17 protein-coding genes are annotated in these 16,505 nt (G+C 40.9%); 2 read left to right on the forward strand and 15 right to left on the reverse strand.

The genetic code is table 11. The features are described from left to right. Positions 1–21: 21 nt before the first annotated feature. The 13 genes from IPO83_08705 to IPO83_08765 all read right to left on the reverse strand — a co-directional run bounded on the left by IPO83_08705 (position 22) and on the right by IPO83_08765 (position 11,117). Entirely contained in the window at positions 22–882 is an 861-nt protein-coding gene (locus IPO83_08705) for an arsenite methyltransferase (protein ID MBK9731353.1), read from the reverse strand. Positions 883–918: 36 nt separating this feature from the next. After that, on the reverse strand, positions 919–1,251 hold the full coding sequence (locus IPO83_08710; protein MBK9731354.1) for a winged helix-turn-helix transcriptional regulator: 333 nt from the start codon (positions 1,249–1,251) through the stop codon (positions 919–921). A 114-nt stretch (positions 1,252–1,365) separates the two neighbouring features. Further along, complete coding sequence (locus tag IPO83_08715; GenBank protein ID MBK9731355.1) at positions 1,366–2,007, reverse strand: tetratricopeptide repeat protein; 642 nt, start codon at positions 2,005–2,007, stop codon at positions 1,366–1,368. Then, on the reverse strand, positions 2,004–3,026 hold the full coding sequence (locus tag IPO83_08720) for a VWA domain-containing protein (GenBank protein ID MBK9731356.1): 1,023 nt from the start codon (positions 3,024–3,026) through the stop codon (positions 2,004–2,006). The genes IPO83_08715 and IPO83_08720 overlap by 4 nt, the downstream gene beginning before the upstream one ends. After that, positions 3,026–4,009: a VWA domain-containing protein gene (locus tag IPO83_08725; GenBank protein MBK9731357.1), complete on the reverse strand. Its 984-nt coding sequence runs from the start codon at positions 4,007–4,009 to the stop codon at positions 3,026–3,028. The genes IPO83_08720 and IPO83_08725 overlap by 1 nt, the downstream gene beginning before the upstream one ends. Continuing rightward, positions 4,006–4,929, reverse strand: a complete 924-nt coding sequence (locus tag IPO83_08730; protein MBK9731358.1) for a hypothetical protein — start codon at positions 4,927–4,929, stop codon at positions 4,006–4,008. The genes IPO83_08725 and IPO83_08730 overlap by 4 nt, the downstream gene beginning before the upstream one ends. Before the next feature lie 59 nt (positions 4,930–4,988). Then, a complete protein-coding gene (locus IPO83_08735; protein ID MBK9731359.1) occupies positions 4,989–5,864 on the reverse strand; it encodes a DUF58 domain-containing protein in 876 nt (291 codons plus the stop codon). 98 nt (positions 5,865–5,962) lie between these two features. After that, positions 5,963–6,955 (reverse strand): MoxR family ATPase, encoded by a 993-nt coding sequence (locus tag IPO83_08740; GenBank protein MBK9731360.1) that lies wholly within the window; start codon positions 6,953–6,955, stop codon positions 5,963–5,965. Positions 6,956–7,133: 178 nt separating this feature from the next. After that, the gene (gene arsS / locus IPO83_08745) at positions 7,134–8,183 is read right to left on the reverse strand and encodes an arsenosugar biosynthesis radical SAM protein ArsS (GenBank protein ID MBK9731361.1); all 1,050 of its coding nucleotides are present in this window, start codon (positions 8,181–8,183) and stop codon (positions 7,134–7,136) included. 229 nt (positions 8,184–8,412) lie between these two features. Further along, on the reverse strand, positions 8,413–8,745 hold the full coding sequence (locus tag IPO83_08750; GenBank protein ID MBK9731362.1) for a carboxymuconolactone decarboxylase family protein: 333 nt from the start codon (positions 8,743–8,745) through the stop codon (positions 8,413–8,415). 97 nt (positions 8,746–8,842) lie between these two features. Then, positions 8,843–9,655: a purine-nucleoside phosphorylase gene (locus IPO83_08755; protein ID MBK9731363.1), complete on the reverse strand. Its 813-nt coding sequence runs from the start codon at positions 9,653–9,655 to the stop codon at positions 8,843–8,845. Positions 9,656–9,777: 122 nt separating this feature from the next. Next, the gene (locus tag IPO83_08760) at positions 9,778–10,383 is read right to left on the reverse strand and encodes a TIGR04282 family arsenosugar biosynthesis glycosyltransferase (GenBank protein MBK9731364.1); all 606 of its coding nucleotides are present in this window, start codon (positions 10,381–10,383) and stop codon (positions 9,778–9,780) included. Beyond that, complete coding sequence (locus IPO83_08765) at positions 10,380–11,117, reverse strand: DUF547 domain-containing protein (protein ID MBK9731365.1); 738 nt, start codon at positions 11,115–11,117, stop codon at positions 10,380–10,382. The genes IPO83_08760 and IPO83_08765 overlap by 4 nt, the downstream gene beginning before the upstream one ends. Before the next feature lie 260 nt (positions 11,118–11,377). Between IPO83_08765 and IPO83_08770 the strand changes: the two genes are divergently transcribed. Together IPO83_08770 and IPO83_08775 are read left to right on the forward strand one after the other, a co-directional pair. Next, positions 11,378–12,535 carry a methionine aminotransferase gene (locus IPO83_08770; GenBank protein ID MBK9731366.1) on the forward strand — a complete coding sequence of 386 codons (1,158 nt, stop codon included), beginning with the start codon at positions 11,378–11,380 and terminating at the stop codon, positions 12,533–12,535. 127 nt (positions 12,536–12,662) lie between these two features. After that, a complete protein-coding gene (locus IPO83_08775; protein MBK9731367.1) occupies positions 12,663–14,108 on the forward strand; it encodes a hypothetical protein in 1,446 nt (481 codons plus the stop codon). Here the strand turns inward: IPO83_08775 and IPO83_08780 are convergent. Both IPO83_08780 and IPO83_08785 read right to left on the reverse strand, forming a co-directional pair. Then, positions 14,074–15,351, reverse strand: a complete 1,278-nt coding sequence (locus IPO83_08780) for a glycosyltransferase family 39 protein (protein MBK9731368.1) — start codon at positions 15,349–15,351, stop codon at positions 14,074–14,076. The genes IPO83_08775 and IPO83_08780 overlap by 35 nt on opposite strands. 53 nt (positions 15,352–15,404) lie before the next feature. After that, entirely contained in the window at positions 15,405–16,505 is a 1,101-nt protein-coding gene (locus tag IPO83_08785) for a glycosyltransferase family 4 protein (GenBank protein MBK9731369.1), read from the reverse strand.

Genomic DNA, 16,505 nt, shown 5'->3' on the forward strand with positions numbered 1-16,505 from the left:
ATTAGAACAGCACTCATTTTATTATTGGCAGCATATTGTTTTATCACAACAAGAATTCGTAATACCTTTCATATCAGTTTTCTTTTCTGCAAATACAGTGATGCTGTGGATTCCAACACCACTGTTTTTGTAAGTGTTGAGCTCTTCCTCAGTTAAGTACGCCGAAAGAATATCATCAGGAATGGTGATCAGTCTTTCTTTCTGCAACGTAACATTCTCAAATCCACTGTTGCGGATAAAATGAAGATATGTTTCTTTTTGAACAGCTCCTGAAACACAGCCTGCATACATTTCAGCAGTCTTCAAAAGTTTTTCAGGTAAGACTCCAACCAATACAATATCGGAAATGCTGAAATGACCACCTGGTTTTAATACACGGAAAATTTCTGCAAATGCTTTTTCCTTATCAGGAACAAGGTTAAGCACACAATTGCTCACAACCACATCTGCTACATTGGAAGTAACCGGCAAGTGTTCAATTTCTCCAAGCCGGAATTCTACGTTGTGGAAGCCAAGATTTTCAGCATTTGTTCTTGCACGTTCAATCATAGCGGTGGTCATATCGATACCAATTACTTTTCCTGTTTCACCGGTTTCTGCACGGGCCACAAAGCAATCATTGCCCGCACCTGAACCAAGGTCAATTACAACATCGCCCTTTTTAATTTTAGCAAACTGTGTTGGAAGTCCGCAACCAAGGCCAAGATCAGCATCGGGATTATAGCCCTTGAGCTGGCTGTAATCTTCTGCCATAATGTTGTACACTTCACCGGAGCATCCGGTGGCACCGCAGCAGGAGGATGCATTTACTGTTTTCTCCTGCGTCGCAATTTCGCTATAGGTTTTTTTTACCTGTTGTTTTAATTTTTCATTTGTTTCCATGGTGAAAATTATTTTATGTTGAAGTAAGTGAAAAAATCAGCAGCAGCGTTCATTCATTGCTTTTGCTTTATTGAAGAAGGAATTGAAGCTTTCAGAAAATTTGTTGAATGTTTTCCAGTTGATGCAATAGCATGATTTCGGACCATCTACTGTGCCTTCGATTAAACCTGCATTCAGCAATTCTTTAAGGTGCTGTGAAACAGTAGACTGCGCCAGAGGCAACACTTCTACTATTTCTCCGCAGATGCAGGTGTTGTGTGTGGCAATGGTCTTGAGAATGGCAATTCGGGCAGGATGGCTTAATGCCTTCGCGAATGCGGCCAGTTCATTTTCTTTCAAAGAGAAGGCATCTTTTTTGTGTGTGGCCATTTTATTTATTGTTTATCGCAAATGTACGATAAATAAAATTACAAACAAGATACGTGGAAAATATTTTTGGCATAATTGAAAGGAGGCTCATGGTGAAGCATGAGTTACACTGTATTACCAGTCTTTCGTGTTTTTCTTTTTTTGCTGGAGCTTCTTAGGTAGTTGTTGCATGGTTTTATTTTCGGCGGCATTTAGTTCATCCAGTAAGCGGCGTTGTTCTTCAGGTGTAAGTTGTTGCGCAGGTGGTGGCTGAAATATTTCCTTTGGCTTTTGTGCTGCAGACTTATCTGAGACTTGCTTAGTTGCCAGTAATGCATTCACCAATGTGAGATTGTAACGTGCATCTTCATCGCGTGGATTTAGCCGAAGGGTATTTTTGTAAGCTGCCAGCGCGGCGGCATAATTTTTTTGTTCAAAATAACTGTTTCCTGCATTGTAACTGGACGCTGCTTTTAAAGATGTTTCCACATTTGCATCTGCAAGCTGCCTGAATTGCTGAATGGCTTCCCGATATTTCTTTTGCTGAAAAAGTGCATTTCCGAGATTGAATTGAATTTGAGGAAATTGATGGGCTGCATCATTTTCCATTGCCTGTTGATACAAATGCTGTGCTTCAGAGAAATTGCCTGCATTGTATGCGGTATTTCCTTTGTAAATAAATTGCTCCGCAGTTTGTGATTGAACAGGATGTGAAAACATTATGAACAAAGATAACTGCAACAAAAAAGGGTAACAATTTTTCAGATTTATCTTCATAAAGGTTTTCGTTTTCTAAACCAGGTTATTTTTTTGTTGCTGATCAGCAAATCAATGAAGAGTAAGAGCAAAGCAGGAAGCAGCAACCATTGAAACTTAGATTCATATTGTACCAGTAACTGTTCATCAAATTTATTTTTGTTGATGGCATCCAGGTGAAGCACCATCTTACGTACTGCTTCATTGTCTCTTGAAGTCAGCTTGACAAAAATGCCATTGCTGCTTTTCGCGATCGCATTTAGTACTTCCGGATTGAACCTGGTGATTACCAAATTTCCCTGTTCATCCTTCTTTTCTGTTGTTATTCCATTTTCGGTAACCGGAATAGTCGTTCCGCTTTCACTGCCAATGCCTGCGGTGCAAACAACTATTTGGTTTTTTTCAACGGTCTCCATTGCCTGTTTCAGCGCTTCTTCCTGATCTTCTCCATCGCTGATCAACACTATGGCGCGATAGTGTTGCAGATTTTCCGGAAGTGCCTGAATGCCTTCCTGCAAAGCTGCACCAATATCACTTCCCTGTTCAGGCACAGCATCAGTTGTGATGGTGTTGAGTAATAATTGTGCAGCGCTGTGATCAATGGTAAGAGGTGTTTGCAGAACGGGAACGGCGGCAAAGGTGATAAGAGCGATACGTGCTTCCGGCATTTGCTCAATCAGTTGCGCTGCAAATTTTTTAGCAACTTCTAACCTGTCAGGTTTTGCATCGGTTGCCAGCATGCTGTTGGAAACGTCGAGCACAATGGCAAGGTCAATACCTTCGTGATGAATGGTACGACTGGAGCTTCCCGATTGAAGATTGGCAAGCCCGAAGATGATGAGCGCAAATGCAGTGAGTTGTAAACTGAGCTTCAGTACAGGGCGAATAATGCTGTTGCCGGGAATTAATTGTGTCACCAATTCCTGTTCTCCGAACTGCAGCAAAACCTTATTCCTCCAGTTTCGGTAACGTATAAAGAATAAAACCGCTACCGGAATCAGCAGCAATGCAAAGAGATAATATGGTTGGGTAATTTCCATCAAGGTGCTGTCCGGAAATAAGTGTAACGCAATATTATTTCTGCCACTAGTGCAATCGCTGCAATGATTGCAAGCAGTAAAAATTGGTCAGTGTAACGGTTAAAAGTGGTTACATCTACTTTGGTTTTTTCCAGTGCATCAATTTGATGGTAAATCTGTTGAAGTGATTTCTCATTACCGGCACGGAAATATTTTCCTCCTGTAATTTCAGCAATCTGTAACAAGGTTGTTTCTGCAGTAGGACCACCGATGGCTATGTAGGTGCTGTCATGTGTGGTAGCCGGTTTATTTTCTGAAGCAAGTGAAAAAATGCCAATGCAATAGGTGTGTATGTTCAATGATTTTACCAATTGCGCAGCCTCAAGTGGTTTAACGGTTCCTGCATTGTTTTCGCCATCCGTTACGAGGATAATAATTTTTTCGGGGGAGGTGCTTTCCATCAGGCGATTGGCTGCCGTTCCCAATCCCAAACCGATCGCTGTTCCGTCTTCAACTGATCCTGTTTTTACGGTAGTAATAATCTGTTGCAATGCATTGTGATCAATGGTAACCGGGCAGCCGGTATAGGCTTCACCTGCAAAAAACACAACGCCAATACGGTCGTTGGGACGCCCCGCAATAAAATTGTTCGCCACTTTTTTTGCAGCTTCCAAACGGCTCGGAACAAAGTCACGGGCCAGCATGCTGCCTGAAATATCAATAGCCATCACAATGTCAACACCTTCACTTGCCAGGATGCTTTTTGAGAGGACAGTTTGTGGCCTTGCCAGCGCTACTATCAATGCGGCGAATGCAATCATCCGCAAGAAAAATAAACTGTGCCGCAAGTATAGTCCGGGTGTGCCCGGCGCATTCAGAAAAAACGAGGTAGTGGAAAATTGCAGCGATGGCTGTTGTGATTTGTGTCTCCAGATGTACCAAACAGTCAATAGTGGAATACTGTTGAGTAACCAAAACCATTCAGGGTTTGCAAATTGGATCATGCTTGAAGTTCCTCCTGAACCGTACTCAACGTTGCCGGTTTTGTTTTTTGCACAAATTCTTTTACGGTATCCAGCATATGAAGATGAACTGTTTCGGCTGGCTCTGCTTTCGCAAATTTCACAAGATCGGCGACGTGAAGATTTTCATTTAATTGCTGCAATAAATTTTCGTCTATGGATTTTTTCCGAAGTGAGGTAATAATTTCATGCGTTGTATTTTCGAGTGCAGGCAAGCCAAGACCTGCTTCCATATATTCACGGAGTATTTGTGTGATTTCAACGTAGAATTGCTTGATACGTTTGTGTTCCCAAGGTTTGTCCATTTCGAGTTTACGCAGGAGATCATCCGCTTTTTCGTGAGGTAACCTTGTATCCATGTCTTGTAAAGCGGAATGAACAGTTTTTCGTTTTTTTTCTTTCAGGAAGTACCAACCTGCAATGATGAGAATCAGTAAAAAAAGAAGCGGAATGAGGTACCACAAAAGATTTGGTTTCGCGGTAGCGATTGAAAACGGTGGTTTTATCAGGCGCACAGTTGCTGTTGTATCTACTGCAACTGAAGTAATATAAACCGATAACGGTTCAGTAATCACAGTATCGGTTATGCCGTTTTCCAGGAAATAACTGGCAATCGGAGGAATAAGCAATACACCTGTATCGAAAGAAGTAACGGTGATGGTTCTGTTTTCAGTGAGAAAATCTTTTTGTTGAATGGAATCGATTGCTGATTCAGATAGTTTTTCAAAGTGTACCGAATTGATCATCACCGGAATATTCCACAACATCTTCGTATTGTAAGAATGTTCAGCGGATAATTGAATGTTGATCCAGTCACCAACCGGATAATTAGTTGAATCAAGTGTAGCAGTGATGCGAATAGACTGACTTTGTAGGAGCAGGCATGGAGCAACGATGAACATTGCAGTGAACCAATATTTTATGCTGATCGTACTCCTCAAGTCCGGATGATTGATATGATTTATATTCTTTTGGTTCTTCGTTCAAACAGCATCATTAATGCACGAATGTAATTGTCATGTGTATTGATGCTCACATAATCAATACCACTTCTCTGAAAAGTGGAAGTAACTGCTTGCAGATGGTCTGCATACTTTTTTGCATACTGTTTTTTTATGGTACCGCCTGAAGTGTCAATACATTTAATTTTTCCAGTCTCGGCATCCTGTACCTGTAGCAATCCCATTTCCGGCAGTACAGTTTCACCATGATCAAAAACGTGAATGCCGATTATGTCATGTTTGCGGGCTGCGATGTGAAGCATCGGTTCATAATTGTCAGTCATAAAATCAGACAACAAAAACACCACGCTGCGTTTCCTGATCACATTGTTGAGGTAATTGAGTGCCACTGTAAGATTGGTTCCTTTGGAAGCGGGAATAAGGTCAACAAGCTCCCGGATGATGCGTAAAATATGTGAGTTTCCTTTTTTGGGTGGAATGAATTTTTCAATCTTGTCGCTGAAAAGAATGACACCCACTTTATCATTGTTGCGGATTGCTGAATTTGCCAGCACTGCACTCACTTCTGTAATCAGGTCACGCTTTAACTGGCTTTGTGTGCCGAACATGGATGACCGGCTGACATCCACTATCAGTATCACTGCCAGTTCGCGTTCTTCTTCAAATACTTTAACATAAGGATGATTCATACGTGCAGTCACATTCCAGTCGATGGAGCGAATTTCATCCCCTGCCTCGTATTCGCGTACTTCACTGAACGAAATGCCGCGGCCTTTGAAAGCACTGTGGTATTCACCGGAAAACAATTGACTGACGAGGCCTTTTGTTTTGATTTCTATTTTCCTGACTTTTTTTAAGAGTTCAGTGGTTTCCACAGTAAAAGTCCGAAGGGTTTGAAATGTTTGAAAAGTTTATGTTGTTGTGTCTGCTTTTTGACATCTTGTGTCTTAAGTCCAAGTCCTCACCTCCACTGCTAAGGCACTTCGACCGTGCGAATAATTTCACGGATGATCTCATCGGTGGTTACATTTTCAGCTTCCGCTTCGTAGGTGATGCCAATACGATGACGGAGTACATCTAGGCAGACATTTTTTATGTCGTCAGGAATTACAAAGGCACGGTGCTGCATGAAAGCAAGGGATTTTGCAGCCAGCGCAATGTTAATACTGCCACGCGGCGAACTGCCATAACGCAGCAGATTTTTCAATTTCGGTAACTTATATTCAGCAGGATTCCGGGTGGCAAAAACAATATCGATAATGTACTGTTCAATTTTTTCATCCATATACACATCACGCACCAAATGCCTGGCGCGCAATATATCAGCCGGTGAGATAACCGGTTGAATGATTATTGGATCGTCTGCAATATTCTGACGAATGATCAATCGTTCATCTTCTTTTTCGGGATAGCTCATGATCACTTTCATAATGAAACGATCAGCCTGCGCTTCCGGTAACGGATAGGTTCCTTCCTGCTCCAATGGATTCTGAGTTGCCAAAACGAGAAAGGGTTCTTCCAGCGAATAGGTGTGTTCGCCGATAGTTACCTGTCGTTCCTGCATGGCCTGCAACAATGCACTCTGCACTTTCGCGGAAGCACGGTTGATTTCATCTGCCAGAATCAAATTGGCGAAAATGGGACCTTGCTTTACGGTGAATTCATTTTTTTGCTGGTTGTAGATCATGGTGCCTAACACATCAGCCGGTAAGAGGTCAGGTGTAAATTGAATGCGACTAAACTTAGCTCGTATGGCCGATGCAAGCGTTTTTATAGCAAGTGTTTTAGCGAGCCCTGGAACACCTTCCAGCAAAACATGCCCGTTAGACAGTAATGCAAGTATGAGACGGTCCACCATGTATTGCTGACCTACTATTACTTTACCCAATTCATTTCTCAATGAATCAACAAAGGTGCTCTCCTGTTGAATTTTATCTCCCAGCTCTTTTATTATGGTAGTTGCCATCTTACAAATTGAATATTGATGAAGATGGTAAATTTATGAATTGAGGATGAATGAGCGAAATGGTTTTCTGGAGGATAATTTATTTGGGTTTCGCAGTGCCCACTTATTAATTGATATCTATAAACCTGAACAAATGAATTTAATCGGGCGCACTGATAAAAATGAGGACCAATAGGAACTATTTCACCACTTCACCGCCACAACTGGAACCTGCACCGGCAGTGCAGCCATAACAATGCTGAGAGACGATAATTTCGCGACGGTTTAAATAATTGAGATCTAAATTTTTAATGTGCATGGCATCACCTTCACCGATTTTCAGATCGAGCATCTGGTTGAAATCGCAGTCATATAAATAACCATCCCAGCTAACGGAAAGTGTGTTGCGACACATTAATCCGTTCACCGTTGCCGGATTGAATGCGGCTAATAATTTTTCCAGATAAGATTCATAATTGCCACTTGTGATCAGGAAATCAAGAAAACGGCTGATAGGCATATTGGTAATCGTGAATAAATGGTTGAATACGACATCAAATTCTTCATGCAGCACTTTTTTAAATTGTGCTTCCAGGACCTGTTGTCCAGATGAAAGAAATGCACCTGTTGGATTATACACAAGATTCAATATAAGCCCACTTGCTGCTTTACCATAGCCTACCGCATTCAGCAACTTCATTGCTTTTACAGAGGCAGCGAATACGCCTTCACCACGCTGTCTATCTGTCCGGTCTGCATTGTAAAAGGGCAACGAACTCACGACTTCTATCTTATGCTCAGCGAAAAACTCCGGCAGGTCATTGTATTTTTTATTGGAAAAAATGACAGTGAGGTTGCAACGATTCATCACCTTAACACCGAGTTGCGTACACTCTTTAACAAACCAACGGAAGTGCGGATTTAATTCAGGAGCGCCACCGGTAATATCCACTGTTGAAATACCTGAGGTACGCACTGCTTCCAGACATTGTTCCAACGTTTCCCTTGACATGATCTCTTTGCGATCCGGCCCGGCATCTACATGACAATGTTTGCAGGTTTGATTGCACAACTTGCCCACATTTATCTGCAATATGTCAATGCCCGTTGGTTTTAGCGGATAAAATCCCAACGTTTTCAGTTTTTCTTTAAAAGGGGTAATTGCAGCAGACTGCACCACTTCATCCAGCAATTGTAACTGCCGGCCGGATTGTGAAAGTTCATGGTGCTGCGCAAGTAAAGATTTCATTGATGGTATTTGAAAATGGATTTAAAATGATGTGCCGATGATTTGATGTGCCGATGTATGCATGAGACAATGTGTGTTGACTGTTGTTTGTTGACTGTTGTGAGTTTTCTGTTGTCCAGCTAACAATTCACTATTACTACGACTGACTAGTGAACTAATGTCTAATGACCAATTACTAACGACTCAGGACTAACGACCAATGACCAATGACTCGCTACTCACTATTCCCTCACATCGTTAATTCCTTCACCTTATTCATCATCTGTGTTGCATGAACAAGGGACGAACCTCCACGAATGGCTGCTGCAACATGCACAGCTTCCATCATCTGTTCTTCAGTGCAACCTTTTGCAAGTGTATCTTCCGAATAGGCATCAATGCAATAGGGACATTGAACCGCATGTGCAACGGCAAGTGCAATCAACGATTTTTCGCGGGCTGTAAGAGCACCTTCGGCAAACACATCACCATACCAGCTAAAAAATTTATCTGCCAGTGGTTTGTCGAACTCGCCAATGTTACTGAATTTTTTGAGGTCTTCCGGATTGTAATAGGTTTTCATCTGTTGGTATAGGTTGTTTGGTTGTATTTTCTTTTTCTTATTGCAGTATCCGGATGCTTTGCCTCTTCCATTTTCAATTAATTCTTCATCATTTCTTTCATAACTCCTTCACCAGATTTTCGAAGAGGTTGGTCAAATGTAATTCTGCTTTTCCTGCTGTTTCAATAATCTCAGCAATGTTTACCGGTCTTAAATGATCAGGGTCACATTCATCAGTAATTACTGAAACGGCGGCTACCGGCAGCGACATGTGATTGGCAACAATCACTTCAGGCACAGTGGACATGCCTACAGCATCTGCGCCAATCATTCTCAGAAAGCGGTATTCTGCTCTTGTTTCAAGGTTCGGTCCATTCACGGCCACGTAAACACCTTTATAAAGCGGGAGGTTCATTTGCACTGCACAATGTTCCATTTTTCTAATCATCGCCGCATCATAGGGACAACTCATGTCCGGATAGCGTGGTCCTAATTCCTCATGGTTTTTTCCTGTTAAGGGATTAAATGGCTGCATATTGATGTGGTCATCAATTATCATCAGCGATCCTTTTTTTATAGCAGGATTCAATCCGCCTGCAGCATTGGAGATCAGCAATTGTTGAATGCCAAGTTGTTTCAATACCCTTACGGGAAAGGTGATTTGCTGAATCGAATAGTTTTCATACAAATGAAATCTTCCCTGTAAAGCCACTACTTTTTTTCCGCCCAGAGTGCCATAGATCATTTTTCCTTTGTGATATTCCACGGTGGAAAGGGGAAAATGCGGAATGTCACGGTAGTCAATTTCAACTTCCTTGTTTATTCGTGTGACGAGATTTCCCAGGCCTGTTCCCAAAATGATACCCACCTGAGGGTCGGTTACATTTTTTGATTGGATAAAATGCACTGTTTCCTTTAATTGTTCTAACAAGTTCATCCGTAAATTGAATTTGATTGTTCAGGAAAAATCGGAGCTCTCAATTTTCCCATTATGGACTCAGAAAAATGCCGCTGGATAAAAATTAAATTTCAGCAAAGTTCTCTTTTGTAATTTCAGGAGGCGATATTTCTTACCGAATCAAGATCTGCTTCCGTATCTATATCAGTTAATTCCTTCAGTAACTTGTACGAGCCGTTGATGTTGCGAATGTCGACAAGCGTATCATGGAATACCTCATCTGAGCTCCATCTTTTATTTTTAAATACAGCCGCATACAACGTGGCCATGCCAAGGAGGTAGTAGCCACCATCATGTGATGGACCAATTACAAAGTTATTCGCAGGCAAAGCCGCAAATGCTTCGTTAATTATTTTTGGGGTGATGTCAAAACAATCGCTGCCGATCACAATCGCTTTGCGGTAGCCTTTGCTGAAAGCATATTTGAATGCATTCGTCATTCGTTTGCCGAGATCACTGCCTTCCTGCACTTTTTTATCAAAGACATTTTCTTCCCAGATATCATCCGCAATTATTTCATCGGAATAAAAAACAATCTTATCAACGGCCAGCTTTTGCGTTACCTTATGAGTGTGGTCAAGCAGTTGCCGGTAAATTTCAAGTGCTTTCTCTTCACCCATTGTCTTTGCCAACCGGGTTTTCACCTTTCCGGGAACCGGGTTTTTCACAAAAATCATCAATAAACTATCGTGCTTTTTCATGGTGCTTCGTTTAAACTCCAATCATAATTTAAATAATGGATGGAAGCAGTGGCGGAAATCCGGGTTGCTGACCATTCATTCAAAAAATTAATCACGCTGCCCTTTTGTATGAAATCTTTTTGATACCAGTTAAAGATTTCAGAAATATCAATCTGAGTGGCCGTTATTTTATTCTTTGAAGCATCATTGATAAATAATTTCGTCATACTGTTCAGTTGTACGTCAAGCTTATCAGGAAGATACGCGCCATTCAATAGCTTCGGACATGATTTGGAAGCGCAGTTAATAGCAAAATGAATACGTGGATCAGTAAACTTTTTTCTTAACACATCATTTTCAATGTTATTCAATGCGTATTTCTTTTCACCAACTGAAATAAAAGCATCATCCCACGGTTTGCCATTGGCAATATCACGAATGCTTTTCAAAGGGTAATGTTCAAGAACGAGTTGAATGGTGGCAGCATTATACAGATTGATCCAATACGCTAACTGTTCGTTTTTGGTCGCGGTGACAGCAGGTTCACTCTTGCCAAGGCCGGCGGTGAACGACCGAAGTGTTCCAAGTTCGGGCTTCATGTTTTTGTAGTTCACTTCGCCTGTGGCTGACACATTTTTCTTCAGCCATTGATCCCACCATTCATAACCAGCAGCATTTGAATCAATAGGGCTATACCCAACGGTTGATTCAGGAGACCAATACAGGAGCGAAGAGAAGAGAAGAATAAAAATCATTGTGCAGATCGTTCCCCGTATTTTAACTTGCAGTCAGGAAAAGAATGGTGACGGAAGCAAAGAAAGATAATTCCCTCCTGATCACCATAATTTTTTCCTGCATCAAAGAAATGTTTGCATTTTGTTGATGCTGCACCTGAAAGGAAGTAAAAGAGTTTCCGGGTATCACAATTAGCACTGCATTAAATAGATGGCTGATTCAGCAAATACCAATCAAAGCAACCTGTGAATTAATTTTTAAAGTCAATTGAAATTTCTATATGCCTGTTTACCCTTCTCACATAAAGTCGAAGCTGCCTAAAACGGGCACCACCATTTTTACCATTATGTCAGCATTGGCGCATGAACACAATGCCATCAACCTTTCGCAGGGATTTCCTGATTTTTTGTGTGACGAAAGGCTCATTGAACTGGTGGAGCAATTCATGCGGAAGGGACTGAACCAATATGCACCAATGGCCGGCATCCTTCCATTGCGTGAAGCGATTGCGGAGAAAGTTGAAAAAATATATTCGGCAAAATATGATGCTGATAAAGAAATCACTGTTACGGCCGGCGGTACTGAAGCGATCTATGCAGCGATTACAGCCGTGGTGGAAGAAGATGATGAAGTGATCATTTTTGAACCTGCCTATGATTGTTACGCGCCTTCTGTTGAACTGAATGGCGGTGTGCCGATTTATGTGGAGCTCGAACCGCCTTCCTATGAGATTGATTGGAACGATGTGAAAAAACTTATCAATCAGCGCACGAAAATGATCATCATCAATACGCCGCAGAATCCGAGTGGCATGGTGATGACTGTTCAGGACATGAAGCAGTTGCAGAAGCTCACTCAGAATACAGACATCATTATCCTGAGTGATGAAGTGTATGAGCACATTATCTTCGATGGCAATGAACATCAGAGTGTAATGCGGTATCCGAAACTCGCGGAACGCAGCTTCGTGGTTTTTTCATTTGGTAAAACATATCACAACACGGGTTGGAAGATGGGCTATTGCCTGGCACCTGCAGAACTGATGCGGGAATTTCGCAAGGCGCACCAGTTCATTGTATTTTCTGCCAACACACCCATTCAATATGCTTTTACTGAAATGATGAAAGATCCGTCGCACTATTTGGGGCTTCGCGAATTTTATGAAGCAAAGCGCGACTACTTTTTAAAGTTGATGGAGGGTTCCCGTTTCAAAGCAAAACCTGCTTCCGGAAGTTACTTTCAGATGTTGGGTTACAAAGGAATCAGCAATGAGAAAGACACCGAGTTTGCCATGCGCCTAACAAAAGAAATTGGCGTGGCAGCTATTCCTACGTCAGTGTTTTATCATCATGCTGTAGACAGGAAGATGTTGCGGTTTTGTTTTGCGAAAGAAAATGAAACCCTGGAAAAAGCGGCAGAACGATTAATGAAGATTTGAAAAAATTCTGCAAAATTCCGGATGCTTCCTTGATGTAGTAGAGCTGAGTAGGATGATATAAGATACACTATATATTAAAGCTTTCATTTGTGCAGCTCAATTTTCATTTTCCTAATTTTAGTGCAGCATGTTTAAGGGAGAAAATATAAAGATGTTTTACCTGCAGGATGTTTTCCTGCTGCCCATCTATTTGGTCATCATCCTGATTTTTGCCTATCTGTATCGCAATTTTGTTTATAATCAGTCACCGTTGAAAAAATATTTTATCCCGGGGATGATGGTAAAAATTATGGGAGGACTGGGAGTCGGGTTTATTTATGTCTTTTATTACGATGGTGGAGACACTTCCTATTATTTTCGGGATTCTCAGGTTTTTAATAATTCCATCAATGATTCTTTTAGCACTTTTTTCAAATTACTTTTCCTTCCCGCTAAAACAATAACACCTGATACCTATGAATACACATATGGGCTAAGCTACTTCCGGGATCCATCTACCTGGATGGCAGACAGGATTTACGGCGTCTTAAGTGTTTTGTCCTTTCATTCTTATCCTGTAATGGCCGTCCTTATTTCCGTTTTATCATTTACAGGAGCGTGGGCATTGCTCAGAACATTTGTTCAGCTACATCCTAACTTAACGAAACCACTCGCCTACAGCATATTGTTTGTTCCATCTGTTTTCTTTTGGGGTTCCGGCATTTTAAAGGACAGCATCACATTCGGTTGCCTGGGATGGATCACTTATTCCTCCTATAGCATTTTCCTCCGGCGCAAAAATATAGTCATCAATAGCGTAATCATTTTTTTCACCGGATATATTGCCCTTCAGGTAAAGGCATACATTATTATCAGTCTCATACCTTCTTTATTGATGTGGGTTATACTTACCTACAGAAATCACATCAGTAATAAATTTCTCAGAGTGATTATTGGTCCTGGGGTATTTTTCATTGCACTGGCATTTGGATATCTGCTCGTTGTACAACTGGGAAATGAAATTTCTAAGTTCTCGCTGGGGAATGTGCTTGATACTGCCGAATCATTTCAGCAATGGCACGCCCATCTGGCGGAAAGCGAGCATGCCTCGGGATATAGCCTTGGAGTAAATGATAATAGCTGGCAAAGTATTGCTAAGACTTTCCCGGCGGCTGTCAATGTAACCCTTTTCAGACCTTACCTCTGGGAAGCTGACAACCCGGTAATGCTGATGGCTGCACTCGAAAGTATTTTTATTATGGGTTTTACCATTTACATATTTGTACGAAATGGCATTAAGCAAACCATGGGTGCAATTTTTACGAACGCTGATGTATTCTTCTGCTTTTCATTTTCCATTTTATTTGCGTTTGCGGTAGGTTTTACATCCTATAATTTTGGAGCTCTTGTTCGGTATAAAATTCCATGCATCCCTTTTTTTCTTACAGGACTTGTAATCCTGAATCATGTTAATGAGGTTCGTAGAAATAAGCTGCGGGGATACAGTAAAAAAAGACACCCGCTCAAAACCAGGATGCGTCAGGGGCAAAATCAAATAATTACGCCGCTACCAGTTTCTTCGAATGTTGAATAATATTTGTGATTGCGTAAGAAGAATAAATAAGGAAATACACTTCAAGCCCGTAGGCCCTGAAACGTGCGGAGTACAGAAACAGCGTTAAAAATCCACACATGCATGCGAAATAAAATAAAATCCAGAGGTGCGGAATAATGCCTGCGGATCGTATAGCCTGGAATAATCCAAGGTAGAATAGAGCATGAAACGGAAGTGTGAAAATAAACATGATCAGCCGGTCCTTGAAGGAGTGATGATTTAAAGTAAGACCAGGTAAAAAAAAGTTCAACAGGTTACATATTTTCACTTTTATAAATTTATCCGGATTGTTGCCTATCCACCGGATTGCCGAGAGAAAAAAGGCGTCCTGTTTAATATTGGATGCCAGGTTGATGATGGAATCATAGTCGGAATTATAAAAATTATAATTGTTAAGCAGTGCATCATATCCCGGAGAACCTATTGCAGGAGTTTCTACAATGTCTGCGTAACCAAGCCGTGAATTTGAAAGATAAAATACATATTTGCCACCATTGCTTGAAGTGATATAGGAATGATGAATCTTTTCGTTCACAAGCGCCCACGGTAAGGTCATTAAAAACCAAATGATAAATACCGAACAGGAAATTTTAAAAGCATCATAAAAATTCTTTCTGTAAGCGTAAAAAATAAGCGACACGACAAATGGTACAAAGAGGAGGATTTCTGCTCTCGTTAAGTAGGCAAGTGAAAAGCTTACTCCATATCCTATCAAATGCTTTGCTCTGTTTTCTTTCAATAATCGAAGAAGGTAATATATCGACACCACATTGAAAAACATGTATACTGTTTCTGAAGTAAATGAATAGACATAATAAAAAACGGGAAGATAAATCGAATACAAAAGGCCGGTTATTACTATCGAAGGCACATTTTTAAAAAGCTCTTTGCTAATCAGGCAAAGATAAATTCCTGTAAAACCAGACAATAATATTTGAGATGCGATAAGGGCATTTTGCCAGTAGCTCTGAAAAATAATTTTATGTAGCGCAATAAAAAAGGGATAAAGCGGTGAACGGATAAAACGGCCGATATCAAAGTTGAAGTTGAAGGAAAGAATATTATTTGCGAGCCCGACATATTCATTGCTATCAGCCGCAAAAAACTGGTAACTGTTTAATGGATAAAATAAGGTGAATAAAGTCCTTATAACCACAATGAGCATAAAAATCATAAAATAGTAAGATCCTGAAAAATGTTTTACCGGTAAATATTTTCTCATTTTTCAGTGTTTAAGAATTCTCCCAAAATTAAAAATGCGAACTGCTTTTTTCCTTAGTTAGTTATACCTGTCAAAGAGTAAAGTATAGAAAGCAAACGCGGGAATTGTGATTTTACAGAATATTTTTCTTCTACGCTTTTTCGTGCTGATGCACCTATCCTTTCCCGAAGTAAAGAAGATTCAATTAAATCAGAAATACATTTTATCCAGTCTTCAGTATCAGAAGCTAAAAAGCCATTTTCGCCATGCTGTATGATTTTTTTATTCACTCCTGCCGGAGAAACTACAGATGGAATTTCGAGGGCCATGAGCTGTATAGCTTTAAAACCGCATTTACCTTTAGACCACTCATCATCCGGCAGTGGCATCAACCCAATATCAATGCTGTTTAATTCATCTACTTCGCCCTCAAGTTTCCAGTCTGAACTTTCAATTGAAAGACCAGCTGCCGTAAAATTCTTATCACCAATTTGCCTGAAAAAGATTTGCGATCCATATTTTTCCTTCAGCGTTTTCAAAACGGGCACAATCAGGGAAAAATGTTTTACAGTGGTTTTACTTCCACTCCACCCGATACATATGCGTTCTGTTGCAGGTTTTTTTTCCGGAACGTAGATAGAAGTATCCACCACGGTGGGTATTATTTCGACAGCGCTATTGAATTGCCGTGCATAATCAGCTAAGAATTCATTGCCAGCAATCACCAAATTTGATGCTTTAATAATATCAGCAGTTTTCGAAGGACGCTTCAGCCAGGCCATGGACTTATTCGCCTCAGAAGTGTCTTCAAGCCAGATCGCATCGTCAAAATCAAAAATTACTTTTGCGCCGGAACGTGAAAATTGCCGTTCGAAAAAAACAGATCCTGTCATTAGGGCTTCCCGCTGAATAAAAATGATATCGTACCTGTTGGCATGGAGCACATCGCGTAAGCGTATGATTACTGCCTTCATAAAAACACCAAGTTTTCCAAATGCATTTCCCGGACTGTAAAGAATACGATCCTCTTTTTCTTCCAGGAACCAGGAGTAGTCGCAGATAAAACCCTGTTCTTCCAGGTACGGAAAATACTGTTCCATCCTGAAGCGCTGACTGCCGTTTCTGTTAGGCCGGTGAGGGCCGATAAAGAGTATTTTCTTTTGGGGTATTGGCAT

This window comes from Chitinophagaceae bacterium (assembly GCA_016717285.1).
Taxonomy (GTDB): domain Bacteria; phylum Bacteroidota; class Bacteroidia; order Chitinophagales; family UBA10324; genus JACCZZ01.